This window comes from Microbacterium sp. NPDC055988 (assembly GCF_042269505.1).
Taxonomy (GTDB): domain Bacteria; phylum Actinomycetota; class Actinomycetes; order Actinomycetales; family Microbacteriaceae; genus Microbacterium.
The window spans coordinates 2647616-2672845 of the sequence record NZ_JBHJXY010000001.1; the positions used below are offsets into that span (position 1 = coordinate 2647616).

Here is a 25230-nt window from a genome sequence, read left to right on the forward strand (position 1 = left end):
GTGCCGCCACTAGCTTTGGTGCCATGTCGCCCCCCGTACGATCGACGACGCCGGGACCCGCAGTGCGCTATCGCCCACCGGGCCCCCAACCCGGTGCGATCCGCCGCGAACGGGTGAGCACCGCGATCGCCGATGCGGTGGGAGAATACCCGCTCACCGTCGTCACTGCCCCCAGCGGCTTCGGCAAGACGACCGCCGCCGCGGATTGGGCGTCCGGCCTCGAGCAGGTGGCCTGGCTCGGGCTGAGCTCCTTCGACTCCGACCCGTCGCGTCTGACGCAGGGCGTCGTGCACTCCCTGCTCGTCGGAGCCGAACGTGCGGGTCAGCCGCTCGCGCTGGCGCGTGACCTCGATGACCCAGAGCACGCTTACCAAGCGATCTGCGGTGCCCTCGAAGACCTCGACACCCGTGTGCACCTGATCGTCGACGACGCCCAGCGCGCGGGAGAAGACTGGCGCCGTGGGCTGCTCGGGATGCTCGCCGAACAGACGCCGGAGAATCTACGGGTCGTGCTGGTCGGCACGACGCTTCTCGAGGTCACTCTCTCCCGGCAGCGCATCATGCATCCGGACTCCTTCATCGGAGTGGAGACCCTCAGCTTCACCGCGCCGGAGGTGAAGCTCCTCCACGCAGGGGCGAAGGGGCTCGCCGCCGACACGATCTTCGACGAGACGCAGGGCTGGCCGATCGCGGTCCGGCTCATGATGATCGGCGGAGCCCGCCCTGACGCCCGCGCACAGAGTGCATCGAGCTTTCTCGGGAGCTACGTGCGCGAGCACGTGCTCGGGGCGCTGCCGGCGGAGATCGCAGATTTCGTACTCGACGGAAGCGTCTGCGGCGAGCTGACTCCTGAGCTCGCCGCCGCCGTGACGGGACGCCCGGACGCGGCGGAGCTGCTCGAGACCTGCGTGCGACTCGGCCTGTTCCTCGATCGGTTCGACGGCCAGCATGGCATCGTCTACCGCTGGCATGCGTCCTTCGCCAGGCAATGCGCGGAGATCGTCGCGCTCGATGCCGCGCGCGCCGCAGCCTGCCATCGTCGTGCGGCCGCGGCGCTCGAGACCACGGATCCCACCGCTTCGATCGCGCACTCGCTTCGTGCGGGAGATTCGGAGACCGCGCGCGACACTCTGCTTCGCCACTGGCTCGGGCTCGTGGTCGGGGCCGGGGCGGCAGAGGTCGAGCGCACCGCGACGGAGATGCTCCGACGCACGCCGGAAGACCCTCAGGTGCTCCTCGTCCGCGCGTGTGCGAGCGATGTGCTGGGCGACCATCGCGTCGCACGCGAGCTGTTCCGGCGTGCAGAGGGGACGATCTCGAGATCGGGCGGCGGGACCGAGCCCGCCGTGCTGCAGATCGCGCGTCTGTTCATCGCGGACGAGCGCGCGGAGGTCGCAGAGGCGAGCGCAAAGGTGCGACGGATGCTGCTCGACGCGGATTCGACCGAGCTCGGGGATCGTGCGGCACTCAATTACCTCCTCGGCTGGACAGAGATCCGGCATCGCGGCAACCCGATGATTCCGCTCGAGTACTTCTCGGCCGCGGCGAGGGAGGCGCAGAGCTCCGGCGACCGCGAACTCGCGAAGCGGACGCTGGGACATCTCGCCTTCGGACAGACCTGGGCCGGACGGCTCATCGATGCGCGGGAGTCGCTGGCCAGGGCACACGGCGAGGAGAACGTGAGCCTGCCCTGGAGCACCTATGCCGGAGGGAGCGCTGCGGCTGCCGCCGGGTACGTCGCATATTGGTCGGGAGAGTTCGCCGAGGCGAGCCGGGAGTTCGGGACGGTGATCGCCAACGGCGGCTCCGACCGCTCTTTCACGAGCATCGCGCGGATGATGATCGCGTACACGGCGTCCGAGACCGGTGATGTCGCGGCGTGTCGCCGCGCGGCGATCGGCGTTCAGGACATCCCGCTCGAGGTCGTCCATGGCGTCTCCTGGCCGGCGTTCCGCGAGTCGTCCGTCGCCCTGCTCGAGGAGGCGGTCGGCCGGCATGATCGCGCGATGAGGATCGCCCGGAAGTACATCAATTGCCCGGACCTGCCCGTCGTGAACGTCGCGCTCGCCGGTGTGCTGCGTCGCGCCGGCGACTACCCGGCAGCGTTGGAGATGCTGAGATCGCTGCGGGCATTCGGCGAGGTGTCGTACGTGAAGACCGCGACTTTGCTCACGGCTGCGGTCCTGCGCCGTCATGCCGGTCACCACGACGAGGCGCACGAGCTGTGCGAAGCGGCGGTCGCGGTCGCCGCCGGGGAGAACATCCGTCTTCCGTTCGGGCCGCGTGAGACGGCGGTGCGCAAGCTGCTGGGCGAGCATGTGCATTTCGGCACCCAGTTCGAGGACTTCATCGGGCGCTGTCTCGCCAATGATGCCGCAGGTTCGCTGGTGGAGACGCTCTCAGAACGGGAGCGCGATGTGTTCCAGCAGCTGCAGACGGCGCGCACGTTGCACGAGATCGCGCGGGAGTTGGCCGTGTCGATCAACACCGTGAAGACACATCAGCGCGCCATCTACCGCAAGCTCGGGGTGTCCTCCCGTCGCGAGGCGGTGCGGACCACCGTCTGACCCACCGTGGCGGACGGATGCACGCCCGACGGTGACGTCAGTGTTGGCGCAGCGCCGATGCGAGGACGGTGTTCGCGATCGCCGCGGGAATCGGCTGTGTCGCGAGGATACGGTCACCCCGACGGTCGACGTCTCGGGAGAAGCGCTCGCTCCATGTCGGCTCGAGCAGTATGAGCGCCGCGAGCGACCCGATCGGGAGCCCCGAGGCGAAGTAGCGGGCGTCGTCTTCGCAGACGAGGCCGGGGGTGTCCAGTCCGAGCCCGGCGAGTGTGAACTCATCGGCATCGACCTCGATGAGACGCCAGTCCTCCACTCCGAGCCGGTGGATGAGGAGGAAATCCAGGAGGCGGATGGCGCCGCTCTCCACCTGCCGGAGCAGGGCTTCGAGGATGTCGGGGCTGAGGCGGTCGTCCTCCAGGCGAACGACGACGAACTCGACGTCGCCGAGCGCCTGCAGGGTCATGTCGACCACCTCAGCCACGATCTCAGCTCAGCGCGCGCGTCTTGATGGCGGCGAACTCGTCCGGCGTGATGGTCCCCGCCGCGAGGAGCTTCGATGCCTTGTCGATCTCATCGCTGGGACTGGATCCGGCGACGCTGCGGATGTAGGAGTCGGCCGCGTGCTGCTGCTCCCGGTACGCCGAAGCGCTGCGTTCGCCCATTCCCTTGCCGCGTGCGATCAGGTAGATCAGCGCCGTGAGGAAGGGGACGAAGATGAGGAAGATGATCCACACGGCCTTCCACCACCCGTTGAGGGTGTGATCCCGGAACAGGTCGGCCACGATGTTGAAGAGCACCATCAGGTAGGAGATGAACACGAAGACCCAGAAGAACCACCAGATGATGTCCCAGAAGCTTTCCCAAATGGACACTTCGGACCCCTTTCGTTGAGTTACTGCGTACGGCGATAGTGACAGCGCGACCATGGCGGCGGGAAAGCCGCTCACCCCTAGCGGGCGACCCCGAATCGTCCGGCCCTGTGACGGTCACCACGAACGGGTGAGGTGGAGGCGTACTCCGAAGGGCCGCGCGCGTAGCGTGCACCCCGTGGACGCGAATCGGAACGAACAGCACGCCGAGGGCGACGGCGGGCGGCGGCGCGCAGGGCTTCTCCGTGTGCTGCCCGCGAAACCGCTGCTCTCCGGCTTCTCGGTCGCCGTCGGTGTCCTTCTCGCCATCGCACTCGCGGCCACGATCGCGGGTATCTCGACGGTGCTCATCTCGATCTTCCTCGGCATGTTCCTCGCCCTCGGCCTGGACCCGGCCGTTCGTGCGTTCGAGCGCCGAGGCATGAGCAGAGCGGCGGGCGTCACGATCGTGGCGATCATCTTCCTGGGTGTGGTCGCGCTGATCCTGCTGGTCCTGGTGCCGGCGACGGTCCGACAGATCGCTGCGGCGGTCGAGGCCGCCCCCGAGACGATCGCCGCCATTCAGCAGAGTGGGTGGTATCGAGACCTGGAGTCCGCTCTCGGTGTCGACCTCTCCGCCGTCGTGGCCGAGAGCATCCGCTCTCTGACATCGCTCTCCTCCTTCCTCGCGATCTCCGGAGGGGTTCTGAAAGCCGGATTCGGCGTCGTCGGTGCGATATCGAGTTTCGTGCTGGTCGTCGTTCTGACCCTCTACTTCGTCTCCTCCCTGCAGAGCATCAAAGGGGCGCTCACGAATCTCCTGCCGCGGTACCGACGGGCACGATTCGCCGGTGTCCTCGACGAGATCACGCAGTCCGTCGGGGGAGTGGTGGCCGGCGGCGTCACGCTGTCGGCGATCAACGCGAGCGTCGTCCTCGTGATCCAGCTGATCGTCGGCTCATCCATTCCCGCGGTCATGGCGATCGTCGCCTTCTTCGTCACGCTGGTACCGATGATCGGATCACTCGTGTTCCTCGTCATCGGCGGTATCGCGACGCTGCTCGTCAGCCCGACGGCCGCCTTGGTCTTCGTGGTCGCCTATCTGGTGTACATCCAGGTCGAGGCCTATGTCGTCACTCCGCGGATCATGGGAAAGGCGGCGGCGGTGCCCGGCGTTCTGGTGATCATCGGGGCGATGATCGGGGCCACCCTCCTGGGACTGCTGGGGGCTCTCGTCGCGATCCCGTTGACGGCCTCGATCCTGATCGTCATCCGGCAGGTGTGGATCCCGCGCCAGAATCGCCAGACCGAGCCCCCCGACGATGAGATGCTCACCCCGTAGGGGTGAGCGTGGGCATCACCCCGGGCGCCGCGATGCGAGCATGAGCGCACAGTCCCGGTACGTCGGCACCGTGAGAAAGGACAATCCATGAATGACTTCCGATTCGGCCCCGCCGAGTTCTACCTCGTCGGGTTCGAGGGCGAGCGTCCGGACCCGGCGACGTTCCGCGCGCTGACCGACCTCATCGACAGCGGTGTCGTGCGACTGCTCGACTTCGTTCTGCTGGCGAAGTCGGCCGCGGGTGAGGTCGAGATCGTCGAGCTCGATGCCGACGACGGTTCGCTGGGACTCGACGACTTCGCACCGATCGCTGCGGGCCTCGCCGGCGAAGAGGATGTGGAGGCTCTGGCGAGCGCCCTCGCTCCCGGGCAGTCCGCTGCCGTCGTCGTCCTCGAGCTCGCCTTCGCCCGCACTCTCGCGCAGAACCTCGCCGCCTCCGGTGGTCAGGTGCTCCGCAGCGAACGCGTGCCGGCTCCCGTCGTGAACGCCATGATGGACATCCTCGATCAGGAAGGTGAATGACATGCCCTTGAGAAGATTCGGTCGCCCCGGCCTGATCGGACTGGCCGCCAGGACCGCGGTGGTCGCGGGAACGGCTTCGGCTGTCGGCGGCGCGATGTCGCGGAATCAGCAGGAACGTGCGCAGGGTCAGTACGAGCAGCAGCAGTACGAGGCGGCGCAGCAGCAGGCGCAGGTCGATGCCGCTGCGCAGAACGCGGCAGCGCAGTACGCGGCCCCGTCGGCCCCGGCGAGCGCGCCGGCCGGAGGGGATGATCTGATCGCGAAGCTGCAGCAGCTGGCTTCGCTGAAGGACGCAGGCGTGCTCTCCGAGACGGAGTTCGCCGCGGCCAAGCAGAAGCTCCTGAGCTGAGGCGGACCGACTGCCGTCGGCGGAGACACCTGATGCGGCATTTGGAGGAGGAGAGCGAATGAGCGAACTGGATGATCTGCGAGCCCGGGTAACGCTCCTCGAACAGGAGAACCAGACGCTCAAGAGCGAGACGGGTGAGAAGCCGCGTCGCCGACCGGTGGGCCGAAGCATCGTCGCCGGAATCGTGCTCGCCGTGGCGGTACTGCTGGCACCGATCGCCGCGATGGGAACGTGGGCGCGCCTGCAGCTGGTGGATGCCGATCGGTTCGTCGCGACGTTCGCGCCCTTGGCCGAGGATCCCGCCGTGCAGGACTTCGTCGCCGCTCAGGCGAGTGCCGCGATCCACGAGCAGATCGACCTCACGGCGGTGGTCGGCGAGGTGTTCGACGGACTGCGCGAGCTCGACCTCCCGCCGCGCGCGGCGTCGGCCCTCACCCTCCTGGAGGCGCCGGCGGCGAACGGACTGACGTCCCTCGTGGACGGGGTGATCCATGACGTCGTCGCCTCGGACCAGTTCGCCGACATCTGGGCGCAGTCGTTGCGGTTCACCCATGAGCGAGCTGTCGCGATCATGCAGAACAGTCCGGACACCGCTCTGCAGCTCGCGGACGACGGGGTGCTGTCGATCGATCTCGGGCTCGTCGTCGACCGGGTCAAATCGGTGCTGACCGAACGGGGGGTCGGCTTCGCCGATCTGATCCCGGAGATCGACCGGTCCATCCCGATCGCCCAGGCGGATGCTCTCGTGCTCGTGCGGACCGTCTATCAGATCGCTGTCGCGGCGGGATTCTGGCTGCCCTGGGTCGTTCTCGGTCTCGTGGTCGCCGGCATCCTGATCGCCCGGAACCGCCCCCGAGCGCTCTTCTGGACCAGCGCCGCGTTCGCGGTCGCCTTCCTCCTGCTCTCCGCAGGCATGGGCATCGGGAGAACGTTCTTCATCGGGGCCGTGAGTCCGTCGATCATGCCGTCGGCCGCTGCCCAGGCGCTGTTCGACGAGGTCACCACGCTGTTGAGCTCGACGATCGTGGCGCTGGCGATGGTCGGCGTGCTCGTGGCGGTGTGGGCGTGGCTCGCCGGCTCGAGCCGCAGCGCGGTGGCCACGCGAGGCATCCTCGAGAGCGGATTCTCCGGGGCGCGCAGCACCTGGGAGCGACGGGGATTGTCCACCGGGCGATTCGGGCTCGCGGTCGACCGTTTCCACGGTCCGATCGTGATCGTCGGCATGGCGCTGGCTCTGCTCATCCTGATCGTGACGCGGCCCGTCTCCCTCGGGAGCGTGATCGGCGTGACGATCGGACTGCTCGTGTTCATGATCCTGGCCGAGCTGCTGCGGCGACCGACCGCGGCGTCTGAACCCCGTGACGCACAGGCGGACGCCGAAACGGATGACGCCGTCGTCGAGACGGCGGACCCAGAAGCTCCGGTCGTGACGGCCGCGTCGTGAGCGGCTCATCCCCGCAGGTCACCCTGCGGGGATGAGCGGCCTATCGCCTCTCCGTCGGCGAAGGCGATACTCGGGATGGGCAGGCAACCGGCAACCCGTGATCGAAGGAGAGAAGATGTCGGAATTCAATTCGGACTTCGCAGGGAAGATCTCGCTGGACGTGCGCGACTCGGTCCCGGACTGGTCGCCATACGAACTGAAATCGGCGCCCGAGGGTGCCCCCAACGTCCTCGTCGTCCTCTATGACGACACCGGCATGGCGTCCTGGTCGCCCTACGGCGGCCGGATCAACATGCCGACGATGGACCGGCTCGCCAAAGACGGGCTCACCTATACGCAGTGGCACACCACATCGCTGTGCTCGCCCACGCGATCGACCATGCTCACCGGGCGTAACCATCACGTCAACCGTGCCGGGGTCATCATGGAGGCCACGAACGGATTCCCCGGACTCGCGGGGCGGCTGCCGGCCGAGTGCGCGACGATCGGGCAGATCCTCCAGGAGAACGGGTATTCGACCTTCTGGGTCGGCAAGAACCACAACGTGCCGGAAGAGGACAACGCCCCAGGGGGTCACCGCTCGATGTGGCCGCTGCAGCTCGGCTTCGACCGCTTCTACGGCTTCCTCGGTGGAGAGACGAACAACTGGTACCCCGACCTGGTCGAGGACAACCACTTCATCGAGGCGCCGGCGACTCCCGAGGAGGGTTACCACCTCTCCAAGGACCTCGCCGACCAGGCGCTGAGCATGATCCGCAACCAGCAGGCATCGAACCCCTCCAAGCCCTGGTACATGTGGTTCTGTCCGGGTGCCAACCACGCTCCGCATCACGCGCCGCAGGAGTACATCGACAAGTACAAGGGCGCCTTCGACGACGGCTACGACGCCTACCGTGAATGGGTGCTCGCCCGCATGGTCGAGAAGGGCGTGGTGCCCGAGGGGACCGCGCTGACCCCGGTCAACCCGCTGCCGGAGGACGTCGCGAATCCCGCCGACTTCGTGCGCCCCTGGGACGAGCTGAACGACGACGAGAAACGGCTGTTCGCGCGGTTCGCCGAAGTGTTCGCGGGCTTCTCCGAATACACCGACGCGCAGGTCGGGCGGGTCATCGACTATCTCGAGGAGACCGGCCAGCTCGACAACACGCTCGTCTTCTACTGTGCGGACAACGGCGCTTCCGGTGAGGGATCGCCCAACGGATCCGTGAACGAGAACAAGTTCTTCAACGGCTACCCGGATGACCTCCAGGAGAACCTGGCGATGCTCGATCGTCTGGGCTCCGCCGATACGTACAACCACTATCCGACCGGATGGGCTGTGGCGTTCTCGACACCGTTCCAGATGTTCAAGCGGTACTCGCAGTACGCGGGCGGAACGTGCGACCCGATGGTGATCCACTGGCCCAAGGGTATTGCCGCCAAGGGCGAGATGCGCCACCAGTACCATCACTCCGTCGACGTGGTCGCGACGGTGCTCGACGTCGTCGGCGTCGAGATGCCCGAGACGTATCGCGGCGTGAAGCAGCAGCCGCTCAACGGCGTATCGATGAAGTACAGCTTCGATGCCTCGCCCGACGCGCCCACTCAGAAGAAGACCCAGTACTACGCGATGCTCGGCACCCGCGGCATCTGGAAGGACGGCTGGAAGGCTGCGGCCGTGCATGCGCCGCTCACCGGACGCGGGAACTTCGAGGCGGACGTGTGGGAGCTGTACAACGTCGAGGAGGATCGCTCCGAGTCGAACGACCTCGCCGCGAGCCATCCCGAGAAGCTTCAGGAGCTGATCGACGCGTGGTTCGAGGAGGCGGATGCGAACTTCGTGCTCCCGTTGGACGACCGTTCGGCGCGCGACCAGCTCACGGTCGAGCGCCCCCAGGCCGAGCCCCCGCGTGAGCGCTACATCTACTACCCGGGCTCGGCCGCGATCCCGGAGAGCGTGGCCGTGAACGTCCGCGGCCGGTCGTACAAGATCATCGCTGACGTCGTGCTCGACGAGGGCGCCCAGGGAGTGCTCTTCGCCCACGGCTCGCGTTTCGGGGGTCATTCGCTGTTCCTCAAGGACAACCGACTGACCTACGTCTATAACTTCCTCGGCATCCCGCCGGAACAGAGCTTCACGTCTGAGGAGTTGACGCCGGGGCCGCATACGCTCGGTGTGGAGTTCGTCCGTGAATCGGCGGGCGAGCACGGCGAGTCGCTCGGCACGGCGACGCTGTACGTCGACGACCGCGCGGTGGCATCCGGCCCGATGCGGGCGCAGATCGGCAAGTTCACCCTGTGCGGGGACGGACTGTGCATCGGCTGGGACAGTGCAGACCCGGTGAGTCGCCAATACAGCAACCCGTTCCCGTTCACCGGCGGCAAGCTGCTCGGTGTCGGGGTCGACGTGAGCGCGGAGCAGTATCGCGATCTCGAGCTCGAGGCGGCGGCCATGCTCTCGCGAGAGTAGCCGCACGAAAGAAGGCCCGGAGACTGAGGATCTCCGGGCCTTCTGCGTCGTCTCAGGCTCCGTCGACCTCTGAGGATGCCTCGGGGAAAACGGTCGCCCAGTCATCCTTGACGCTCACGACGGTGTACCCGGCGCCCGCGGCGGATGCGAGGGCCTTCTCAGCGCCCGCATCGTAGGGCGCGTCGCCGCGGTCGGTGTCGTCGTGGTGGATGAGGATCGCGAACCCGGGGCGCGGGCCCTTGCGGGCGAAGTCGAGCATCGCCATGTCACCGTTCGAATTCCCGCCGGCGAACAGCGGGCGCCGACCGATGCGGCTCCAGATGCGCACCGGCTTCTCGGGCCCGTCGTCGAAGAAGGCGAGGGAAGACGAGTACCGCACGGTGGCACCCGCGTCGTCCCAGCTGAGGCCGAAAGCTGAGCCCACCACGCGCTCGGGCGGGATGCCGTAGTTCGCCTGCGTCATCGGGCGCATGAAGTCGCGCTCGCCCCCCGACACGATGTAGCAGGTGAACCCGTGGTGCTCGAGGTAGCGGAGCAGCTCGATCATCGGCTGATACACCGCGTCGGCGTACGGGCGCTTCAGGAGCGGATGCTGAGCTGTGCGGTAGAACTCGGCGACGGAAGCGGCGTAGTCCTCCACGCTCATGCCGTCGGTGAGGCCGACGAGGGTCTGGATGATGGTCTTCAGGTCCGAGTCATCCCCTCCGTAGTGCTTGTCGATCGCTGTGCTCAGCCAGCCGAAGTCGCCGCTCACGGCCGCCAGATACGGCTGTCGCTCGGCGAGCTCCGGGTTGTGCTCGGCTGCGAGACGCCATTGCTCCACGACGTAGTGCAGTTGCGTGGGCATCGGCTTCTCCGACCACAGCGTCCCGTCGTTGTCGAACACGGCGATGCGCTCTTCGACGGGCACCGCGTCCGGTCCCGCGGTGACGGAGGCGATGAATGCCTCGATGGCACTGCGCGTGGGGGTGTCGCGCCAGGAGGGAAGGGAGCTGTGATCGATCATTTCGGGTCCTCGCTTCTCGATGACTGGGGCGGCGATGGCTTCCAGAGTCGCATCCGCGGTCTCCTCGTGCACCCCTCCGTCACCCGGTCAGGGCGATGCGGAAGACTCCGCACGCGCGGCCGTCGTCGGAGCAGAGCCACGGATGGGTGGGCCGCCGCGAAGCCGTACTGAATCACCGTGACGCCGAATCCGCAAGGGGGGTCACGTGCGGAAATGACTCGACCTAGTGTGAAAGCGCCGCCCCGGACCCGGTGGCGAGAAGCATCCGGACGAGTCCAGGGAGTGAGCATGAAGACACTCGTCACCCAGGTCGGAAGCTATCTGACCGGCGACGCGACGGCCGATGCGGTGGTGCAGTACTGGCTGGCGTTGACGGAGGAGCGGCGAACCGACGTCGTCGAGATCCCCGTCGTCGGATCGGGTGGAGAACGCTCGAACGTCCGCCTGGCGCTCGGCGCGATGCTCCCGATCGCCGTGGTCGAAGCAGACCTCGCACCGGAGATCGATGACGATGAAGCGTCGGCGAAACGACTCCTCGCGCGGGCACGTACCCTCACGCCGACGGCCGCACCCGCTTTCGACCCGGGCGAGGAGCCCGAGGGGCTGACCGGGTTCGAGTCCTCGCTGGTGTGAAGCCGCCTGCCCGATGCGACTGCGTCACTGCCGCGCCCGTCGCCCGGTCGACTGCGCTGGATCCCGCCCCCGGAAAGGACGAGACCCCGCCTGGATCAGGCGGGGTCTCGTCGTGCTGCAGTTGATCTGATGTGCCCCCGACAGGAGTCGAACCTGCGACCTACGGTACCGGAAACCGGCGCTCTATCCACTGAGCTACGGAGGCGTACCGATCGACAATATCACTCGTCGGGGGTCGTCTCCGACCCACCGGCTTCGGTGACCGGTGCGGCGCGCAGCTCTTCGAGCGCGGAGGCGAGCTTCTCGGCCAGATACCGGTGCCCGTCGGTGGACGGATGCTTGCGCCCGACCTCGACGTCGATCACGTCGAGGTAGTTCTGCTCCGTGATCCAGTTCTGGGCTATGGGAGAGATGTACCACCAGCCGCGGGCTCCGGCGAGCTCGCCGAGGTCAGCGTCGATCCGCGCGGTCGCGGTGCCGACCGGCAGCTCGTGCGGCGCCGGTCCCAGCACGACGATGACGGCATCCGGGTAGGTCGCGGCCAGGGCGTCCCAGGCGGCGGTCACGGCCTCGCGGTAGCCCTCGACGCCCTGAGCCCGGTCGTTGATCGAGCCCTGGATGATCACGAGGTCCGGTGCGAGTGCGGGGTCGAGCGCCGCGATGCGCTCCCCGAAGGCCGGGCCGTCGAGTCCGGGCTTCAGGTAGCCGCTCCCGCGGACGCCGTTGACGATGGTCTCGCCGCCGATCAGGTCGGCCAGGACGTAGGCATAGCCGAGCGTCGGATCAGTCGCGGCTGACCCGTAGGTCCACGAATCTCCGAACACCAGCACGGTCGGGTGATCGGGCAGTGCGAGCGGCGCGGGTGCGACCGCCTCGGAGGCTGCACCCGCAGCCGCGACCGGGGCTCCGACGGGCGCTGCGGAGGGTGGTGCTGTCCACGGCCGCCACATGCCCAAGACGCCTGCCGCGACGGCGAGGACGAGGGCGATGGCGACCCCTGCGGTGCGCAGTCGACGACGGGTGGCGGGGGCCTTCATGGGATGAGAGTAGATCACTGCGCGCCGATTACGAATTCCGCGCGCCCCGCGCCGTCGGATGGCCTGTCCCCGACCCGTAAACTGGGGAGGCTATGAACCCCGAAACCCTCGCTGCCGCCGTCCTCGCCGTCCTCGCTCCGATCGCCGAGGAACGACTTCCCGGCGAGCCTCTCGGGGTCTCCGCGGCCGACATCGTCCTGGAGCGTCCGCGCAACCGCGATCACGGCGACTGGGCATCGAACATCGCCATGCGGCTCGCGAAGCCCTTCGGCACGAATCCGCGTGAGCTCGCGCAGCAGATCGCCGACGGCCTCGCCGCCGTCGACGGCATCGCGAGCACCGAGGTCGCCGGTCCCGGGTTCATCAACATCCGTCTGGATGCCGCCGCAGCGGGTGCGCTGGCGAAGGTCATCGTCGATGCAGGCACCGCCTACGGCACCAACGCATCGCAAGCCGGCGTCAGCGTGAACGTCGAGTTCGTCTCCGCCAACCCGACCGGGCCGCTGCACATCGCTCACACCCGCTGGGCGGCGCTCGGCGACTCGATCGTGCGACTGCTGCTCGCCAGCGGAGCGCATGCGGTGCGCGAGTACTACATCAACGACGCCGGAGCACAGATGGACCGTTTCGCCGTCTCCGTGCTCGCGGCTGCCAAGGGCGAGCCGACTCCCGAGGGCGGCTACCCCGGTGCGTACATCGCGACGCTCGCCGGTCGGGTACTCGAGTCGCGTCCCGACCTGCTGCAGCTTCCCGACGCCGAGCAGCTGAGCGTCGCGATGGAGCTCGCGTACGAGTTCCAACTCGCCGAGATCAAGAGTTCGCTCGAGCGGTTCAACGTGCCGTTCGACGTCTGGTTCTCCGAGCGCACACTGCACGCGAAGGACGCATCGGGCACGAGCCTGATCGACCAGGCCGTCGATCGTCTGCGCGAGCAGGGTCACGTGTTCGACGAAGAGGGCGCCGTCTGGGTGCGCACGACCGACTTCGGCGACGACAAGGATCGCGTGATCCGCCGTTCGAACGGCGAGTACACCTACTTCGCCGCCGATGCCGCGTACTACCTGAACAAGGGCGATCGCGGGTTCCAGAACAAGATCTACCTGCTCGGCGCCGACCACCACGGCTACGTGCACCGCCTGAAGGCGGTCGCGGGAGCAGCGGGTGAAGACCCGGAGAAAAACGTCCAGGTGCTGATCGGGCAGATGGTGTCGATCAACGGCGCGCGCCTCAGCAAGCGGGCGGGCAACATCATCGAGATGGACGACCTGCTCGACTGGCTGGGCACCGACGCGCTGCGGTACTCGCTGGAGCGGTCGCCCGCCGACTCGCCGCTCGACCTGGATCCGGAGCTGCTGCAGAAGCGCACGAACGACAACCCCGTCTTCTACGTGCAGTACGCCCACGCCCGCACGCACAACGTCGGGCGGAATGCGGCTGATTCGGGCGTCGACCGCTCGGAGTTCGCCCCGGAGACGCTCACGCATGAGTCCGAGGCCGCGTTGTTGGGAGCGCTGCAGGAGTTCCCCCGCATCGTCGCGTTCGCCGCCGAGGTCCGCGAGCCGCACCGTGTCGCCCGCTACCTCGAGGAACTCGCGGGGCTCTACCACCGCTGGTACGACAACTGCCGTGTGATCCCCCAGGGTGACGACCCGATCGAGAGTGTGCACCGCACGCGTCTGTGGCTGAACGACGCCGCCGGTCAGGTGTTCCGCAACGGCCTCGATCTGCTCGGAGTGAGTGCGCCCGAGCGCATGTGATGTGCGCTGCCATCCGGTCGGGTACGGCAGGATGGCAGGCATGAGCGACGACAACCACACCCTGCCGTATCCGGACGCCTCGACCGAGCATCCGACGCTCGTGATCCCGGGGAACGCCGCCGGTCAGCAGGCCGATGCCGCGCCGCGGAAGCGCCGCCGCTGGCCGTGGGTGCTGCTGATCGTGGTGGTCGTGCTGGCGCTGCTCGTGGTCGCCGCCGAGTTCATCGCCCGCGCGGTGCTCCCCGCGACCGTGCGGTCGATCGTCATCGAGCAGCTGGATCTCCCTGCGGACCAGCAGCTCGAGGTGGAGACGCAGGGACTGCTGCTCCCGCAGCTCATCGGCGGATCCCTGGACACGCTGCACCTGTCGACGAACTCGGTGACGCTGGAGGGGATCACGGGCGCGGCCGATGTCACTGCGACCGCCGTCCCGCTGCGCGGCGGGGATCTGGGGGAAGCCGCGGGAACGATCCGCATCGATCAGGCGGAGTTCACCTCACTGCTCGCCGGCACCGAGCTGCCCGTCGAGTCGGTCGAGTTCGCCGCCCCCAACGCGACGGTGAGCGGGTCGATCACCGTGTTCGGGGCAGCCGTGCCGCTCTCCCTGACGCTCACGCCCGGCGCCGTGGAAGGGGACCTGGAGCTCACGCCGGTCGCCGCGAGCATCGGCGGACTCGACATCGACCTCGACGAGGTCGGCTCGACGCTGGGGTCGCTCGGCGAGGGGCTGACGAGGCCGCAGCGGGTGTGCATTGCCGATCAGCTGCCGGCCGGGCTCGCCCTCACCGGACTGGAGATCGTCGACGGCGCAGCCGTGATCGACATCGACGTGGACGGGGCGATCGTCACCGACACATCGCTGCAGGAGAAGGGCGTCTGCCCGAACTGATCGGTTCGGGCCGCGCTGTCATCGGCCGCGCGTTTCCTCGATGCGCCGCGCGAGCCACTCGGGGCGCTGCAGTGGGATGCCGTGGCCGCATCCGTCGACGACCTCGAGCGTGCTGTGGGGGAGTGCGGCGTGCAGCGCTGTGGCCGAGCGTCTCATGAGCTTCTTCTCCGCTGCCCCGACCAGGATCAGTGCCGTCCCGGGGAACGTCGACCATCCGGCGGGCGGCACGAACCGCAGATTCTCCTCGACCGAGGCGAGCAGCGACTCGCGGGAAAGGGACGACGACGTCTGGAGATAGTCGGCCAGATGAGACTCGGGTACGAAGAGCTCCCGCGCCTGCAACCGTGCGAACCTCTCGTTCCTCGCGAGCCCGGCGGTCGCCCCGAGCAGCGCCAGAGTCGGTCCGGTCATGCGCAGGGGCAGCGCCTGGGCGCTGATCACCACGGTTCTTTCGACGAGGTCGGGTCGCACAGCGGCGAGGAGTACGGCGAGTTGTGCTCCGAGGGAGAACCCGACGACGGTGGCCGGGCGTCCCTCCTCCTCGAGAGTGCGCGCGAGCAGGTCGACCGTCGCGCGATGCGAGGCGTACGACTCCGCCGCGCTGCGGCCGTGACCGGGGAGGTCCGGCACCAGCACCCTCGCGTGAGGAGGCAGGTGGGCCCGCATCGGCTCCCACATCCACCCGGCCACGCCACCGCCGTGCAGGAGCAGCAGTGGGGGTTCGCCCGTGCGCCCGAAGGTCTCCAGGTACATCATCTCTCCGTCTCGAAGGCCGCGGCCATCCGCCCGATGGTGTCGATCGTGCCCTCCAGCAGCGCCGGGTCGAGAGGGCCGAGCAGACGCGCCGCGGAGAGCAGCCCGATCGTCGTGCTCGACAGTGCCAGAGCGAGCGTGCGCGGATCGACATCAGCGACGATCAGGCCGCGCTCCTGCAGCTCGCGGAACCACTCGACGACCCGCAGATGGCGCTCGCGGTAGCGTCCGTCGGTCTCCTCCACCACGTGGGAGCCGAGGATGCCCCGATCGTCGAGGAAGGCAGCGGTCATCAGGGGGTCGTCGAGCAGCGCGCGTGCCGTCGCGCGACAGGCGTCGCTGAGACGAGGATGCTCACCGAGTTCGGCTCGGACCCGGTCGGCCATGCGCAGGTTGCCCTGCAGCAGCAGGGCGTCGAGGATGTCGCGTTTGCCGGCGAACTCCAGGTACACGGCACCCTTGGCGATGCCGGCGCTCTCGGCGATCGCGGCGACGTTCATGGCGTCGAACCCGTGCGCGAGCACGAGCGTTCGGGCCGCATCGAGGATGCGCTTGCGTCGGTCAGGTATTCGTGGTCGGGGCACCGGCACTCCTCAGCTGCTCGAGCATCGCGGGGATGACGAGGTCGGGGCGGTCGCGTTGCACCCAGTGTCCGGCGCCGGGGACGAGCCGGAGTGAGCCGGACGGCAGCAGTGCGGCCGCCGTCTCGATGCGAGCGAGAGGAACTCCGGCGTCGCGATCGCCGTGCACCAGCAGCGTGGGGGTGCGTATGCTCGCGAGCTGTCCCGTGTAGACCGTTCGCAGCCGGTTCCAGAGAACCTGATCGCGCTGCCACTGTCCGAACGACTCGAGACTCGTTCCTCCGACGGCTTCGGCGATGACAGCATCGACGAGCTCGGGGGTGCGCGCCTCGGGATTGCGCACGAGGTCGCGGAGACCGCGCTCCATCGCGGGGCGGTTCCGTGCGTAGGAGCGGGTCATCGCGGCCAACAGCCCGGAGCGCAGCAGGAGGAATGAGGTCAGATGAGTGATCCGTCCGCGGAATTCGTCGGCGAGACGGGGCATCAGGCCGTAACAACCCAGCAGGATGGCGGTCCGAGCCCGGCCGGGTTGATCGAGCAAGTGCCCGACGCTCATCCCGCCGCCGAGGGAGAGTCCCGCGATCGCATACTCGCCCAGATCGAGCGCGTCGACCAGTTCGCCGACGTGTCGGACGAGTCTCTCCTGGCTGAGGGGCCAGTCGGCCCGGGGGCTGTGCCCGAATCCGGGATGATCCGGCGCGATGACTCGGTGCCCCGCGTCCGCGAGTGCGGGCCCGACCTCGCCCCACGAGAGCTCGGCGCTGTCGGCGCCGCCGCCGTGCAGGAGCAGGACGGGAAGCCCGGTCTCAGCAGTCGGCCGCCACTCCAGGGCGGAGACCGTGGCATGCGGAAGGTCGATGACCGTGCGTCGGGCGTCCATGGCGTCCTCTCGTTGTGACCAGCATAGCCGATGTGGTCACAACGAGGCGTGATGCGGCTACGCGGACTTCTCGGCGGACGCCGCCTCCTGTGCGGCGCGCAGCTCCGCGGTGGCGACCTTGACGTCGACCTCGGCCCGCTGCAGACGCCGCTGGACGAACGTCGTCGCCGCGAAGCGGGCGTGCACCCGATCGGACTTCTCCTCCTCGGCCGTCACGATGTAGGCGCACGCGAACAGCATCACCTGCGCCGAGAAGTTCAACCAGATCAGCAGCGCGAGCAGCGAGGCGAAGGAGGCGAGAAGCGGGTTGCTCGTCGCTCCGCCCACGAACAGTCCGGACAGCTCCTGCAGGATCAGCAGACCCAGTGCACCCAGCAGTGCTCCCGGCCAGAGCGAACGTGCCGACGGCCGAACCCCGGAGAGCAGGAGGAACACGCCGATGATGATCGCCGTGTCCAGAGCGAAGACGACGACGAGGGAGAGCAGGCGCACGGTCCAGGCCACGACCGGTGCGTCGGCGGGCAGGCCCAGCAGATCCGCGATCCACGAGACGCCCAGCTGCCCGGCGAAGGTGACGGCGGCGGAGAGCACGAACGCCAGGCCGATGCCGATGGCCAGCGCGAGGTTGCGGAGGATCACCCAGATCCACAGGATGTCGGCCTGCACCGTGCCCGCGAGCACTCGCACGGCCGTGCGGAGCGATCCGATGGCGCCGAGTGCGGCGCCGACGAGAGCGACGAGCGAGATGATCCCTGCGAGCGACAGGGACGCCGGCGCCTGGAGGTCCGTCGTCTTGATCACGCCGTCCTCGCCGATGAGCCCGGGCACGGCAGACTGCACGGCGTCGATGATCGCCTGCCACGCCACCGGGTTTCCGGCGAGCCACAGAGCCGCGATCGAGAAGCCCAGCAGCACCCCCGCGAACACGCTGAAGAGGGCACGGTAGGTGACGCTGTCGGCGAGCATCGGCCCGCGGCGCTCGGTGTACAGCAGTGCCGCGCGCACCGGCCGGCGCGCGAGAGCCCACGCGATGATCGGTCCTGTGATGCGCGGGATCAGCCCAGGACGCGTGGGGGAGTCGTTCGTCGTTTCAGAGTTCGCCACGCCCCCACCCTAGGAGGCTGAGACAGGCTGCTGCAGGGGCTTGACGCGGCGCGTCACCATGACCAGCGACACGCGTCCGGTGCCCTAGAATCGGGTCAACCTCGATGTGCGCGACCCCGCCCGAGATCCTTCCCACGATTGGTGATCAGTGCTTCTCCCTGCCGATTCGCTCGCTCCGGAATGGCTCGCTGTGCCCGATGACGCGAATGACCTCGCCGACGGCGTCTGGCCGGCATCCGCGACACGTGATGGAGACGGTGTGCTCGACATCGCCGGTGTCAGCGTCACCACCCTGGCCCGCACCTACGGCACGCCGTTGCTCGTGCTCGATGAAGAAGAGGTGCGTGGGCGAGCGCGGCGGTTCCGTCTCGCCTTCGACCTGGCCGCTGCGGAGAACGGCACCACGGCCCAGGTGTACTACGCGGGCAAGGCGTTCCTGTGCACGACGGTCGCGCGCTGGGTGGTCGACGAAGGTCTGCGCGTCGATGTCTGCACGGGGGGAGAGCTGGCCGTGGCCCTCGCGGCCGGTGTCGCACCCGGATCGCTGGGCTTCCACGGCAACAACAAGTCCGTCGCCGAGCTCGAGCGTGCCGTCGAGGTGGGCGTCGGGACGATCATCGTCGACAGTGCCATCGAGATCGAACGGCTCGCGGCGATCACGGCTCGCACCGGCGCGACGCAGCGGGTGCTGGTCCGCGTCATCAGCGGCGTGCACGCCGAGACCCACGACTTTCTCGCCACAGCTCATGAGGACCAGAAGTTCGGCTTCCCGCTCCCGGAGGCCGAGACCGCCGTCGCCCGCATCCGCGAGATCCCCGGCCTGGTCTTCGCCGGACTGCACTGCCACATCGGTTCGCAGATCTTCGGCGTCGCCGGCTTCCGCGAGTCCGCATCCCGCGTGCTCGACCTGCACGCCACCCTCCTCGAAGGCGGTCCGGTGCCGCAGCTCAACCTCGGCGGCGGATTCGGCATCGCCTACACGCGCGTCGACGACCCGACTCCGATCGAAGGACTCGCCGACGCGATCGTCACCTCGGTCGCGGAGGGCTGCGCCGCACGCGGCATTCCCGTTCCCGCCCTGTCGTTCGAGCCGGGTCGTGCCATCGTCGGCACCGCGGGCGTCACCCTCTACGAGGTCGGCACCACCAAGGACGTGACTGTGGCGACCGGTGCCGTGCGCCGATACGTGAGCGTCGATGGCGGCATGAGCGACAACGCGCGTCCCGCGCTGTACGGCGCTCAGTACTCGGCGCGCCTCGCCTCTCGCATCGGGACCGGAGAGCCTCGACTCAGCCGGGTCGTCGGCAAGCACTGCGAATCCGGCGACATCGTGGTCGACCACGAGTACCTGCCCGACGACCTGGTACCCGGCGACCTGCTCGCCGTGCCGACCACCGGCGCGTACTGCGTCCCGTTGGCGAGCAACTACAACCATGTACCGCGTCCGCCCGTGGTCGCCGTGCGCGATGGACGCTCGACCGTCATCGTCCGGGGCGAGACCGTCGACGACGTGCTGGCTCGTGACGCGGGCATCGACGGGGCGAAGGCCCCCGAGGGAGAACAATGACCCACCTCCGAAGGAGCAACCATGACTGAATACCGACGACTTCGTGTGGCACTTCTGGGTGCCGGAGCGGTCGGCTCGCAGGTCGCGGCGCTCCTGCTGCGCCACGGCGACGAGCTGGCCGACCGTGCCGGTGCGGAGCTGGAGCTCGCCGGCATCGCGGTGCGCGACGTGGATGCGCCGCGTGACGTCGACCTCCCCAAGGAGCTCTTCACCACCGACGCGGAGTCGCTGATCCTGGGCGCCGACATCGTGATCGAGCTGATCGGCGGCATCGAGCCGGCCCGCACCAGCATCTTGCAGGCGATCGGCTCCGGCGCCGATGTCGTCACGGCCAACAAGGCCCTGCTCGCCACGCACGGCCCCGAGCTGTTCGAGGCCGCCGACCGCGTGGGCGCATCCGTCTACTACGAGGCTGCGGCCGCCGGCGCGATCCCGATCATCCGCCCGCTGCGCGACTCGCTCGCAGGCGACCGGGTCGTTCGCATCATGGGCATCGTGAACGGCACGACGAACTACATCCTGGACCGGATGGACTCCGAGGGCGCCGACTTCGCCGACGTGCTCGCCGATGCGCAGCGTCTGGGATACGCCGAGGCCGACCCGACAGCCGACGTGGAGGGCTACGACGCCGCGCAGAAGGCCGCCATCCTCGCGAGCCTCGCTTTCCACACCGCCGTGCCGCTCGAAGCCGTGTACCGCGAGGGCATCACCTCGATCACGCCGTCCATGATCGAGGAGGCTCGCGCTGCGGGCTTCGTCATCAAGCTGCTCGCGGTGTGCGAACGCATCGAGGCCAACGGTGCAGAGTCGATCTCGGTGCGCGTCTACCCGGCCCTCGTGCCGAATTCGCACCCCCTCGCATCCGTGCACGGCGCCAACAACGCCGTCTTCGTCGAGGCGGAGGCCGCCGGATCCCTGATGTTCTACGGCGCGGGGGCGGGTGGCGTCCAGACCGCCTCCGCCGTGCTGGGTGACGTCGTCTCCGCTGCCCGCCGTCACATCGCCGGGGGCGTCGGAGTGGGCGAGTCGACCAGGGCCAACCTTCCGGTCGTTCCGATCGGACACGTCACCACCCGCTACCAGATCACCCTCGAGGTCGCGGATGCGCCGGGCGTGCTCGCCACGGTCGCCGGAATCCTCAGCGACGGCGGAGTCTCCGTCGCGACGGTCGTGCAGACCGTCGAGGGCGAAGACGAGCCGACCGCCCGTCTGATCATCGGTACGCACCGCGCGACCGAGCAGGCGCTCAGTGCCACCGTCGATGCTCTCGCCGACAGCACCGTCGTCGCCCGGGTCGTCTCGGTGCTCCGGGTGGAAGGCGAGTGACGATGGCGTCAGCCCTCGCCCCCGTCGAGGGCAACCCGGTGGAAGGTCGCACCGTCGAGGTGCGGGTGCCGGCCACGAGCGCGAACCTCGGCCCCGGCTTCGACACGCTCGGCTTGGCGCTCAGCATCTACGACACCCTCCAGGTCACGGCGCTGCCCCCCGGCGAGCTCGAGATCGAGGTGACCGGTTCCGGTGCGGCCGAGATTCCGCGCGATGCGTCGAACCTCATCGTCCGCACGATCGCGTATGTGTTCGCCGACGCGGGCCGTTCGGCGCCCGGCCTGCGGATCGTCGCAGAGAACGGCGTGCCGCACGGCCGCGGACTGGGGTCGTCGGGCGCCGCCGTCGCTGCCGGAGTGCTCGCCGCCAAGGGGCTGCTCGACGGTGACGTCGAGATCGGCGACGCCGACCTCCTTCGTCTCGCCACCGAGCTGGAGGGCCACCCCGACAACGTGGCTCCGGCGCTTTTCGGCGGGCTGACGATCGCCTGGATGGGGGAGCGCGGGCCCCAGCACAAGAAGCTGCTCGTGCACCGCGGCGTCTCGCCCCTCGTGCTCGTCCCCGCGTACACGATGTCGACCTCGCAGGCGCGTTCGCTGCAGCCGCCGCACGTCTCGACTGCGGATGCGGTGTTCAACGTCTCGCGCTCCGCGCTGCTGATCGCGGCCCTGATGCAGAGTCCGGAACTGCTCCTCGACGCGACCGCCGACCGCCTCCATCAGGACTATCGCGCCGAGGCGATGCCCGAGACACAGCGGCTCGTGCAGGCGTTGCGCAAGGCGGGTTTCGCAGCTGTCGTCTCCGGTGCCGGGCCCAGTGTGCTCGTGCTGGCCGACGGGCCGGGCAGCCGTCAGGACGCGGTGGAACTGGCCGAACGTGTCACCGACACCCCGTGGGAGGCGCTTCTGCTCGCAGTCGACGTGCGTGGTGGTACAGTGGGGACTCGAGCGGAGGGCTCCACGTAACTACGTGAATCTGGCCCCATTGCAACTCTTGCAAGACCCGCACGCAAATCCCTGTGGCACAAGTGCCGAGGCTGGCTGGCGCCGAGCGTCAGCCCGTGCGATCGCGCGCAGCACCCGTTGTGTGCGTTCAACGCTCATTCCCCATGACATATAAGGGAGTACTCGTGGAGAACCTCTCCGAGACCCAGAACGACCAGTCCGCTTCGGTTTCCGAAGCACCTGCGACCGAGGCCCCACCGGCGCGCAAGCGCGCACCGCGTCGTGCCAGCACCGCCACGGCGGCGGCGAAGGCCGAGAAGGCCGAGGCGGCGAAGGCCGAGAAGGCGGAAGCCGCGCCGAAGGCAGAGTCCGAGCCGAAGACCGCATCGGCGCCCGCTGAGGCATCGGCGGAGCCCGCGGAGGCCGCGCCCAAGGCGAAGGCACCGCGTCGCAGCCGTGCGAAGAAGGCGGATGCCGAGGCCCCGACCGCGGAAGCCGCTCCGGCAGAGGCACCCGCCGCAGATGCCGCTCCGGCAGAAGCTCCGGCGGAGTCGGCGCCCAAGTCGACCGGCCGCGGACGCCGTGGCGCCCAGAAGACGGCAGCCCCCGAGGCCGACGCTGCAGAGGCGGCGCCCGCGGCGGATGCCGCTTCCGAGACGGCTCCCGCCGAGCCGGCCCAGAACGGCAACGCTCGGGGCCGCAACGCGCAGAACAACAACGCGCAGAACAACGACAACGACGACGACTCCGAGGGCGGCGAGGAGCAGGGCGGCCGAGGTCGCAACCGCAACCGCAGCCGCAACCGTGGCCGTGGCCAGAACGGTGCCGCGCAGGAGCAGCAGGCTCAGCCCACCGACGATGACCAGTCCGGTGGCAACAACCGCAACCGTCAGCGCAACAAGCGTCGCAGCGGTGTCCCGACCGACGAGTTCGACACCGAGATCGGCGAGGATGACGTCCTCATCCCGATCGCCGGCATCCTCGACGTCCTCGACAACTACGCATTCGTGCGCACCACCGGCTACCTCGCCGGTCCCAGCGACGTGTACGTCTCGCTCGGCCAGGTCAAGAAGTACAACCTTCGCAAGGGCGACGCGGTCGTCGGCTCGATCAAGCAGCCTCGCGAGGGCGAGCAGCAGGGCCGCCAGAAGTACAACGCGCTCGTCAAGGTCGACTCGATCAACGGCCTGTCGGTGGACGACGCGGCCACCCGCGTGGAGTTCGGCAAGCTCACCCCGCTGTACCCGCAGGAGCGTCTGCGCCTGGAGACGGCCCCCGAGAAGCTGACCCAGCGCATCATCGACCTGGTCGCCCCGGTCGGCAAGGGCCAGCGCGGCCTCATCGTCGCGCCGCCCAAGGCCGGCAAGACGATCGTCCTGCAGCAGATCGCGAACGCGATCGCGCAGAACAACCCCGAGGTCCACCTCATGGTCGTTCTCGTCGACGAGCGCCCCGAAGAGGTCACCGACATGGAGCGCTCGGTCAAGGGCGAGGTCATCGCCTCGACGTTCGACCGTCCCGCCGAAGACCACACCACGGTCGCCGAGCTCGCCATCGAGCGTGCGAAGCGCCTGGTCGAGCTCGGACGCGACGTCGTCGTGCTGCTCGACTCGATCACCCGCCTCGGCCGCGCGTACAACCTGGCTGCTCCGGCGTCCGGTCGCGTGCTCACCGGTGGCGTCGACGCGTCGGCGCTGTACCCGCCCAAGCGGTTCTTCGGTGCGGCGCGCAACATCGAGAACGGCGGATCCCTCACGATCCTCGCCACGGCGCTGGTGGAGACCGGCTCCAAGATGGACGAGGTCATCTTCGAGGAGTTCAAGGGCACCGGCAACAGCGAGCTGCGCCTGTCCCGCGCCCTCGCCGACAAGCGCATCTTCCCGGCGGTCGACGTGAACGCGTCGAGCACCCGTCGCGAAGAGATGCTGCTCTCGGCCGACGAGGTCAAGATCACGTGGAAGCTGCGTCGCGCTCTCGCGGGCCTCGACCAGCAGCAGGCTCTCGAGGTCGTCCTCGGCAAGCTCAAGGAGACCAACTCGAACGTCGAGTTCCTCGTGCAGATGCAGAAGTCGATCCCGACGCTTCCCTCGGGCGCGCACGGGCACGACAACAACATCCGCTGAGCGGCTGAGCCGTGTTCGAGTCCGTCCAGACTCTGATCGACGAGCATCGCCGGGTGCAGGAGGAGCTCTCCGACCCGGCGGTGCACGCCGACGCCGCCCGCGCGAAGCGTGTCAACCGCCGCTACGCCGAGCTGTCCCGCATCGTCGCCGCGTACGAGGCTTGGATCGCCGCGACCGATGACCTGGAGACCGCGCGCGAGTTCGCTCGCGAGGACGAGTCGATCGCGGCCGAGATCCCGGCGATGGAAGAGGAGCTGCAGGCCGCACAGGAACGGCTGCGGCGTCTGCTCATCCCGCGCGATCCGGACGACGCTCGCGACGTGATCATGGAGATCAAGGCGGGGGAGGGTGGTGCGGAATCTGCGCTGTTCGCCGCCGACCTGCTGCGCATGTACATCCAGTACGCGGCGTCCAAGGGATGGAAGACCGAGCTTCTCGAGCGGAACGAGTCCGACCTCGGCGGCTACAAAGACGTCCAGGTGGCGATCAAGGGATCCTCCTCCGACCCCGCCCAGGGCGTGTGGGCCCACCTGAAGTACGAGGGCGGCGTGCACCGCGTGCAGCGCGTTCCGGCGACCGAGTCGCAGGGGCGCATCCACACGTCGACCACCGGGGTGCTGGTCTTCCCCGAGGTCGACGAGCCCGAAGAGATCCACATCGACCAGAACGACCTCAAGATCGACGTGTTCCGCTCATCCGGTCCCGGTGGTCAGTCCGTGAACACGACGGACTCCGCGGTGCGCATCACCCATGTGCCGACCGGCATCGTCGTGTCGATGCAGAACGAGAAGTCCCAGCTGCAGAACCGTGAGGCCGGCATGCGCGTGCTGCGCGCCCGTCTGCTCGCGCGACAGCAGGAGGAGCTGGATGCCGCGGCTTCCGATGCCCGTCGGTCGCAGATCCGCGGCATGGACCGCTCGGAGCGCATCCGCACCTACAACTTCCCCGAGAACCGCATCGCGGATCACCGCACCGGCTTCAAGGCGTACAACCTCGATCAGGTCATGGATGGAGCACTCGACCCGTTGATCGAGAGCGCGATCACGGCGGACGAGGAAGCGCGGCTCGCCGCGGTCGGCTCCGACTCCTGACGCGCCACGCGAACGCTA

The 25230-nt window shown here is 68.5% G+C and carries 22 protein-coding genes and 1 tRNA gene; 14 read left to right on the top strand and 9 right to left on the bottom strand.

The genetic code is table 11. The features are described from left to right. Positions 1–113: 113 nt before the first annotated feature. Complete coding sequence (locus tag ACFC14_RS12635) at positions 114–2567, top strand: LuxR C-terminal-related transcriptional regulator (protein WP_376104933.1); 2454 nt, start codon at positions 114–116, stop codon at positions 2565–2567. 37 nt (positions 2568–2604) lie between these two features. Here ACFC14_RS12635 and ACFC14_RS12640 read toward each other — a convergent pair whose 3' ends face one another. Beyond that, on the bottom strand, positions 2605–3048 hold the full coding sequence (locus ACFC14_RS12640; RefSeq protein ID WP_376104936.1) for a DUF6325 family protein: 444 nt from the start codon (positions 3046–3048) through the stop codon (positions 2605–2607). A 4-nt stretch (positions 3049–3052) separates the two neighbouring features. Further along, positions 3053–3439 (bottom strand): PLDc N-terminal domain-containing protein, encoded by a 387-nt coding sequence (locus ACFC14_RS12645; RefSeq protein WP_376104939.1) that lies wholly within the window; start codon positions 3437–3439, stop codon positions 3053–3055. Between the two features lie 175 nt (positions 3440–3614). Between ACFC14_RS12645 and ACFC14_RS12650 the strand changes: the two genes are divergently transcribed. The 5 genes from ACFC14_RS12650 (at position 3615) to ACFC14_RS12670 (ending at position 9521) form a co-directional block, all read left to right on the top strand. Beyond that, on the top strand, positions 3615–4757 hold the full coding sequence (locus ACFC14_RS12650) for an AI-2E family transporter (RefSeq protein WP_376104942.1): 1143 nt from the start codon (positions 3615–3617) through the stop codon (positions 4755–4757). A gap of 87 nt (positions 4758–4844) precedes the next feature. Further along, entirely contained in the window at positions 4845–5279 is a 435-nt protein-coding gene (locus ACFC14_RS12655; protein WP_136043360.1) for a DUF6325 family protein, read from the top strand. Position 5280: 1 nt separating this feature from the next. Further along, a complete protein-coding gene (locus ACFC14_RS12660) occupies positions 5281–5628 on the top strand; it encodes an SHOCT domain-containing protein (RefSeq protein ID WP_376104944.1) in 348 nt (115 codons plus the stop codon). 58 nt (positions 5629–5686) lie between these two features. Further along, positions 5687–7072, top strand: a complete 1386-nt coding sequence (locus ACFC14_RS12665; protein ID WP_376104947.1) for a hypothetical protein — start codon at positions 5687–5689, stop codon at positions 7070–7072. A gap of 115 nt (positions 7073–7187) precedes the next feature. Continuing rightward, positions 7188–9521 (top strand): arylsulfatase, encoded by a 2334-nt coding sequence (locus tag ACFC14_RS12670; protein ID WP_376104950.1) that lies wholly within the window; start codon positions 7188–7190, stop codon positions 9519–9521. 52 nt (positions 9522–9573) lie between these two features. Here ACFC14_RS12670 and ACFC14_RS12675 read toward each other — a convergent pair whose 3' ends face one another. Next, positions 9574–10527 carry an HAD family hydrolase gene (locus ACFC14_RS12675; protein WP_376104952.1) on the bottom strand — a complete coding sequence of 318 codons (954 nt, stop codon included), beginning with the start codon at positions 10525–10527 and terminating at the stop codon, positions 9574–9576. Positions 10528–10815: 288 nt separating this feature from the next. Between ACFC14_RS12675 and ACFC14_RS12680 the strand changes: the two genes are divergently transcribed. Then, a complete protein-coding gene (locus tag ACFC14_RS12680) occupies positions 10816–11160 on the top strand; it encodes a hypothetical protein (protein WP_376104955.1) in 345 nt (114 codons plus the stop codon). 132 nt (positions 11161–11292) lie between these two features. On the opposite strand, the gene ACFC14_RS12685 is transcribed toward ACFC14_RS12680, so the two are convergent. Both ACFC14_RS12685 and ACFC14_RS12690 read right to left on the bottom strand, forming a co-directional pair. Next, positions 11293–11365, bottom strand: a tRNA-Arg gene (locus ACFC14_RS12685). A gap of 16 nt (positions 11366–11381) precedes the next feature. Further along, positions 11382–12197 (bottom strand): SGNH/GDSL hydrolase family protein, encoded by an 816-nt coding sequence (locus ACFC14_RS12690; RefSeq protein WP_376104957.1) that lies wholly within the window; start codon positions 12195–12197, stop codon positions 11382–11384. 92 nt (positions 12198–12289) lie between these two features. Here ACFC14_RS12690 and argS point away from each other — a divergent pair, with 92 nt between their 5' ends. Both argS and ACFC14_RS12700 read left to right on the top strand, forming a co-directional pair. Beyond that, the gene (gene argS / locus ACFC14_RS12695) at positions 12290–13954 is read left to right on the top strand and encodes an arginine--tRNA ligase (RefSeq protein ID WP_376104959.1); all 1665 of its coding nucleotides are present in this window, start codon (positions 12290–12292) and stop codon (positions 13952–13954) included. A 40-nt stretch (positions 13955–13994) separates the two neighbouring features. Continuing rightward, positions 13995–14843, top strand: a complete 849-nt coding sequence (locus ACFC14_RS12700) for a DUF2993 domain-containing protein (protein ID WP_376104962.1) — start codon at positions 13995–13997, stop codon at positions 14841–14843. 18 nt (positions 14844–14861) lie between these two features. On the opposite strand, the gene ACFC14_RS12705 is transcribed toward ACFC14_RS12700, so the two are convergent. From ACFC14_RS12705 to ACFC14_RS12720, 4 genes are read right to left on the bottom strand one after another with little or no spacing between them, the layout of a single operon-like run. Next, complete coding sequence (locus ACFC14_RS12705; protein WP_376104965.1) at positions 14862–15599, bottom strand: alpha/beta fold hydrolase; 738 nt, start codon at positions 15597–15599, stop codon at positions 14862–14864. Beyond that, positions 15596–16180, bottom strand: coding sequence for a TetR/AcrR family transcriptional regulator (locus ACFC14_RS12710; protein ID WP_376104968.1), 585 nt, complete (start codon positions 16178–16180; stop codon positions 15596–15598). Before ACFC14_RS12710 ends, ACFC14_RS12705 begins: the two co-directional genes overlap by 4 nt. Then, positions 16158–17057 carry an alpha/beta fold hydrolase gene (locus ACFC14_RS12715; RefSeq protein WP_376104971.1) on the bottom strand — a complete coding sequence of 300 codons (900 nt, stop codon included), beginning with the start codon at positions 17055–17057 and terminating at the stop codon, positions 16158–16160. Before ACFC14_RS12715 ends, ACFC14_RS12710 begins: the two co-directional genes overlap by 23 nt. Before the next feature lie 57 nt (positions 17058–17114). Continuing rightward, complete coding sequence (locus ACFC14_RS12720) at positions 17115–18161, bottom strand: YihY/virulence factor BrkB family protein (protein ID WP_376104974.1); 1047 nt, start codon at positions 18159–18161, stop codon at positions 17115–17117. A 148-nt stretch (positions 18162–18309) separates the two neighbouring features. Between ACFC14_RS12720 and lysA the strand changes: the two genes are divergently transcribed. The 5 genes from lysA (at position 18310) to prfA (ending at position 25212) form a co-directional block, all read left to right on the top strand. Continuing rightward, positions 18310–19728 (top strand): diaminopimelate decarboxylase, encoded by a 1419-nt coding sequence (lysA, locus tag ACFC14_RS12725; RefSeq protein WP_376104977.1) that lies wholly within the window; start codon positions 18310–18312, stop codon positions 19726–19728. Positions 19729–19749: 21 nt separating this feature from the next. Next, positions 19750–21054 (top strand): homoserine dehydrogenase, encoded by a 1305-nt coding sequence (locus ACFC14_RS12730; protein ID WP_136043233.1) that lies wholly within the window; start codon positions 19750–19752, stop codon positions 21052–21054. A 2-nt stretch (positions 21055–21056) separates the two neighbouring features. Beyond that, positions 21057–22019, top strand: a complete 963-nt coding sequence (thrB, locus tag ACFC14_RS12735) for a homoserine kinase (RefSeq protein ID WP_376104980.1) — start codon at positions 21057–21059, stop codon at positions 22017–22019. Positions 22020–22183: 164 nt separating this feature from the next. Next, positions 22184–24121, top strand: coding sequence for a transcription termination factor Rho (gene rho, locus ACFC14_RS12740; RefSeq protein WP_376104981.1), 1938 nt, complete (start codon positions 22184–22186; stop codon positions 24119–24121). A gap of 11 nt (positions 24122–24132) precedes the next feature. Continuing rightward, positions 24133–25212: a peptide chain release factor 1 gene (prfA, locus tag ACFC14_RS12745; RefSeq protein WP_376104984.1), complete on the top strand. Its 1080-nt coding sequence runs from the start codon at positions 24133–24135 to the stop codon at positions 25210–25212. The last annotated feature ends 18 nt before the right edge of the window (positions 25213–25230 follow it).

Bases quoted from the DNA above. Each gene is read 5' to 3' on its own strand.
- ACFC14_RS12655 (WP_136043360.1), top strand. From the start codon at position 4,845: ATGAATGACTTCCGATTCGGCCCCGCCGAGTTCTACCTCGTCGGGTTC.
- ACFC14_RS12660 (WP_376104944.1), top strand. From the start codon at position 5,281: ATGCCCTTGAGAAGATTCGGTCGCCCCGGCCTGATCGGACTGGCCGCC.
- ACFC14_RS12665 (WP_376104947.1), top strand. From the start codon at position 5,687: ATGAGCGAACTGGATGATCTGCGAGCCCGGGTAACGCTCCTCGAACAG.
- ACFC14_RS12670 (WP_376104950.1), top strand. From the start codon at position 7,188: ATGTCGGAATTCAATTCGGACTTCGCAGGGAAGATCTCGCTGGACGTG.
- ACFC14_RS12675 (WP_376104952.1), bottom strand. From the start codon at position 10,527: ATGATCGATCACAGCTCCCTTCCCTCCTGGCGCGACACCCCCACGCGC.
- ACFC14_RS12680 (WP_376104955.1), top strand. From the start codon at position 10,816: ATGAAGACACTCGTCACCCAGGTCGGAAGCTATCTGACCGGCGACGCG.
- ACFC14_RS12690 (WP_376104957.1), bottom strand. From the start codon at position 12,197: ATGAAGGCCCCCGCCACCCGTCGTCGACTGCGCACCGCAGGGGTCGCC.
- argS (WP_376104959.1), top strand. From the start codon at position 12,290: ATGAACCCCGAAACCCTCGCTGCCGCCGTCCTCGCCGTCCTCGCTCCG.
- ACFC14_RS12700 (WP_376104962.1), top strand. From the start codon at position 13,995: ATGAGCGACGACAACCACACCCTGCCGTATCCGGACGCCTCGACCGAG.
- ACFC14_RS12705 (WP_376104965.1), bottom strand. From the start codon at position 15,599: ATGATGTACCTGGAGACCTTCGGGCGCACGGGCGAACCCCCACTGCTG.
- ACFC14_RS12715 (WP_376104971.1), bottom strand. From the start codon at position 17,057: ATGGACGCCCGACGCACGGTCATCGACCTTCCGCATGCCACGGTCTCC.
- ACFC14_RS12730 (WP_136043233.1), top strand. From the start codon at position 19,750: ATGACTGAATACCGACGACTTCGTGTGGCACTTCTGGGTGCCGGAGCG.
- thrB (WP_376104980.1), top strand. From the start codon at position 21,057: ATGGCGTCAGCCCTCGCCCCCGTCGAGGGCAACCCGGTGGAAGGTCGC.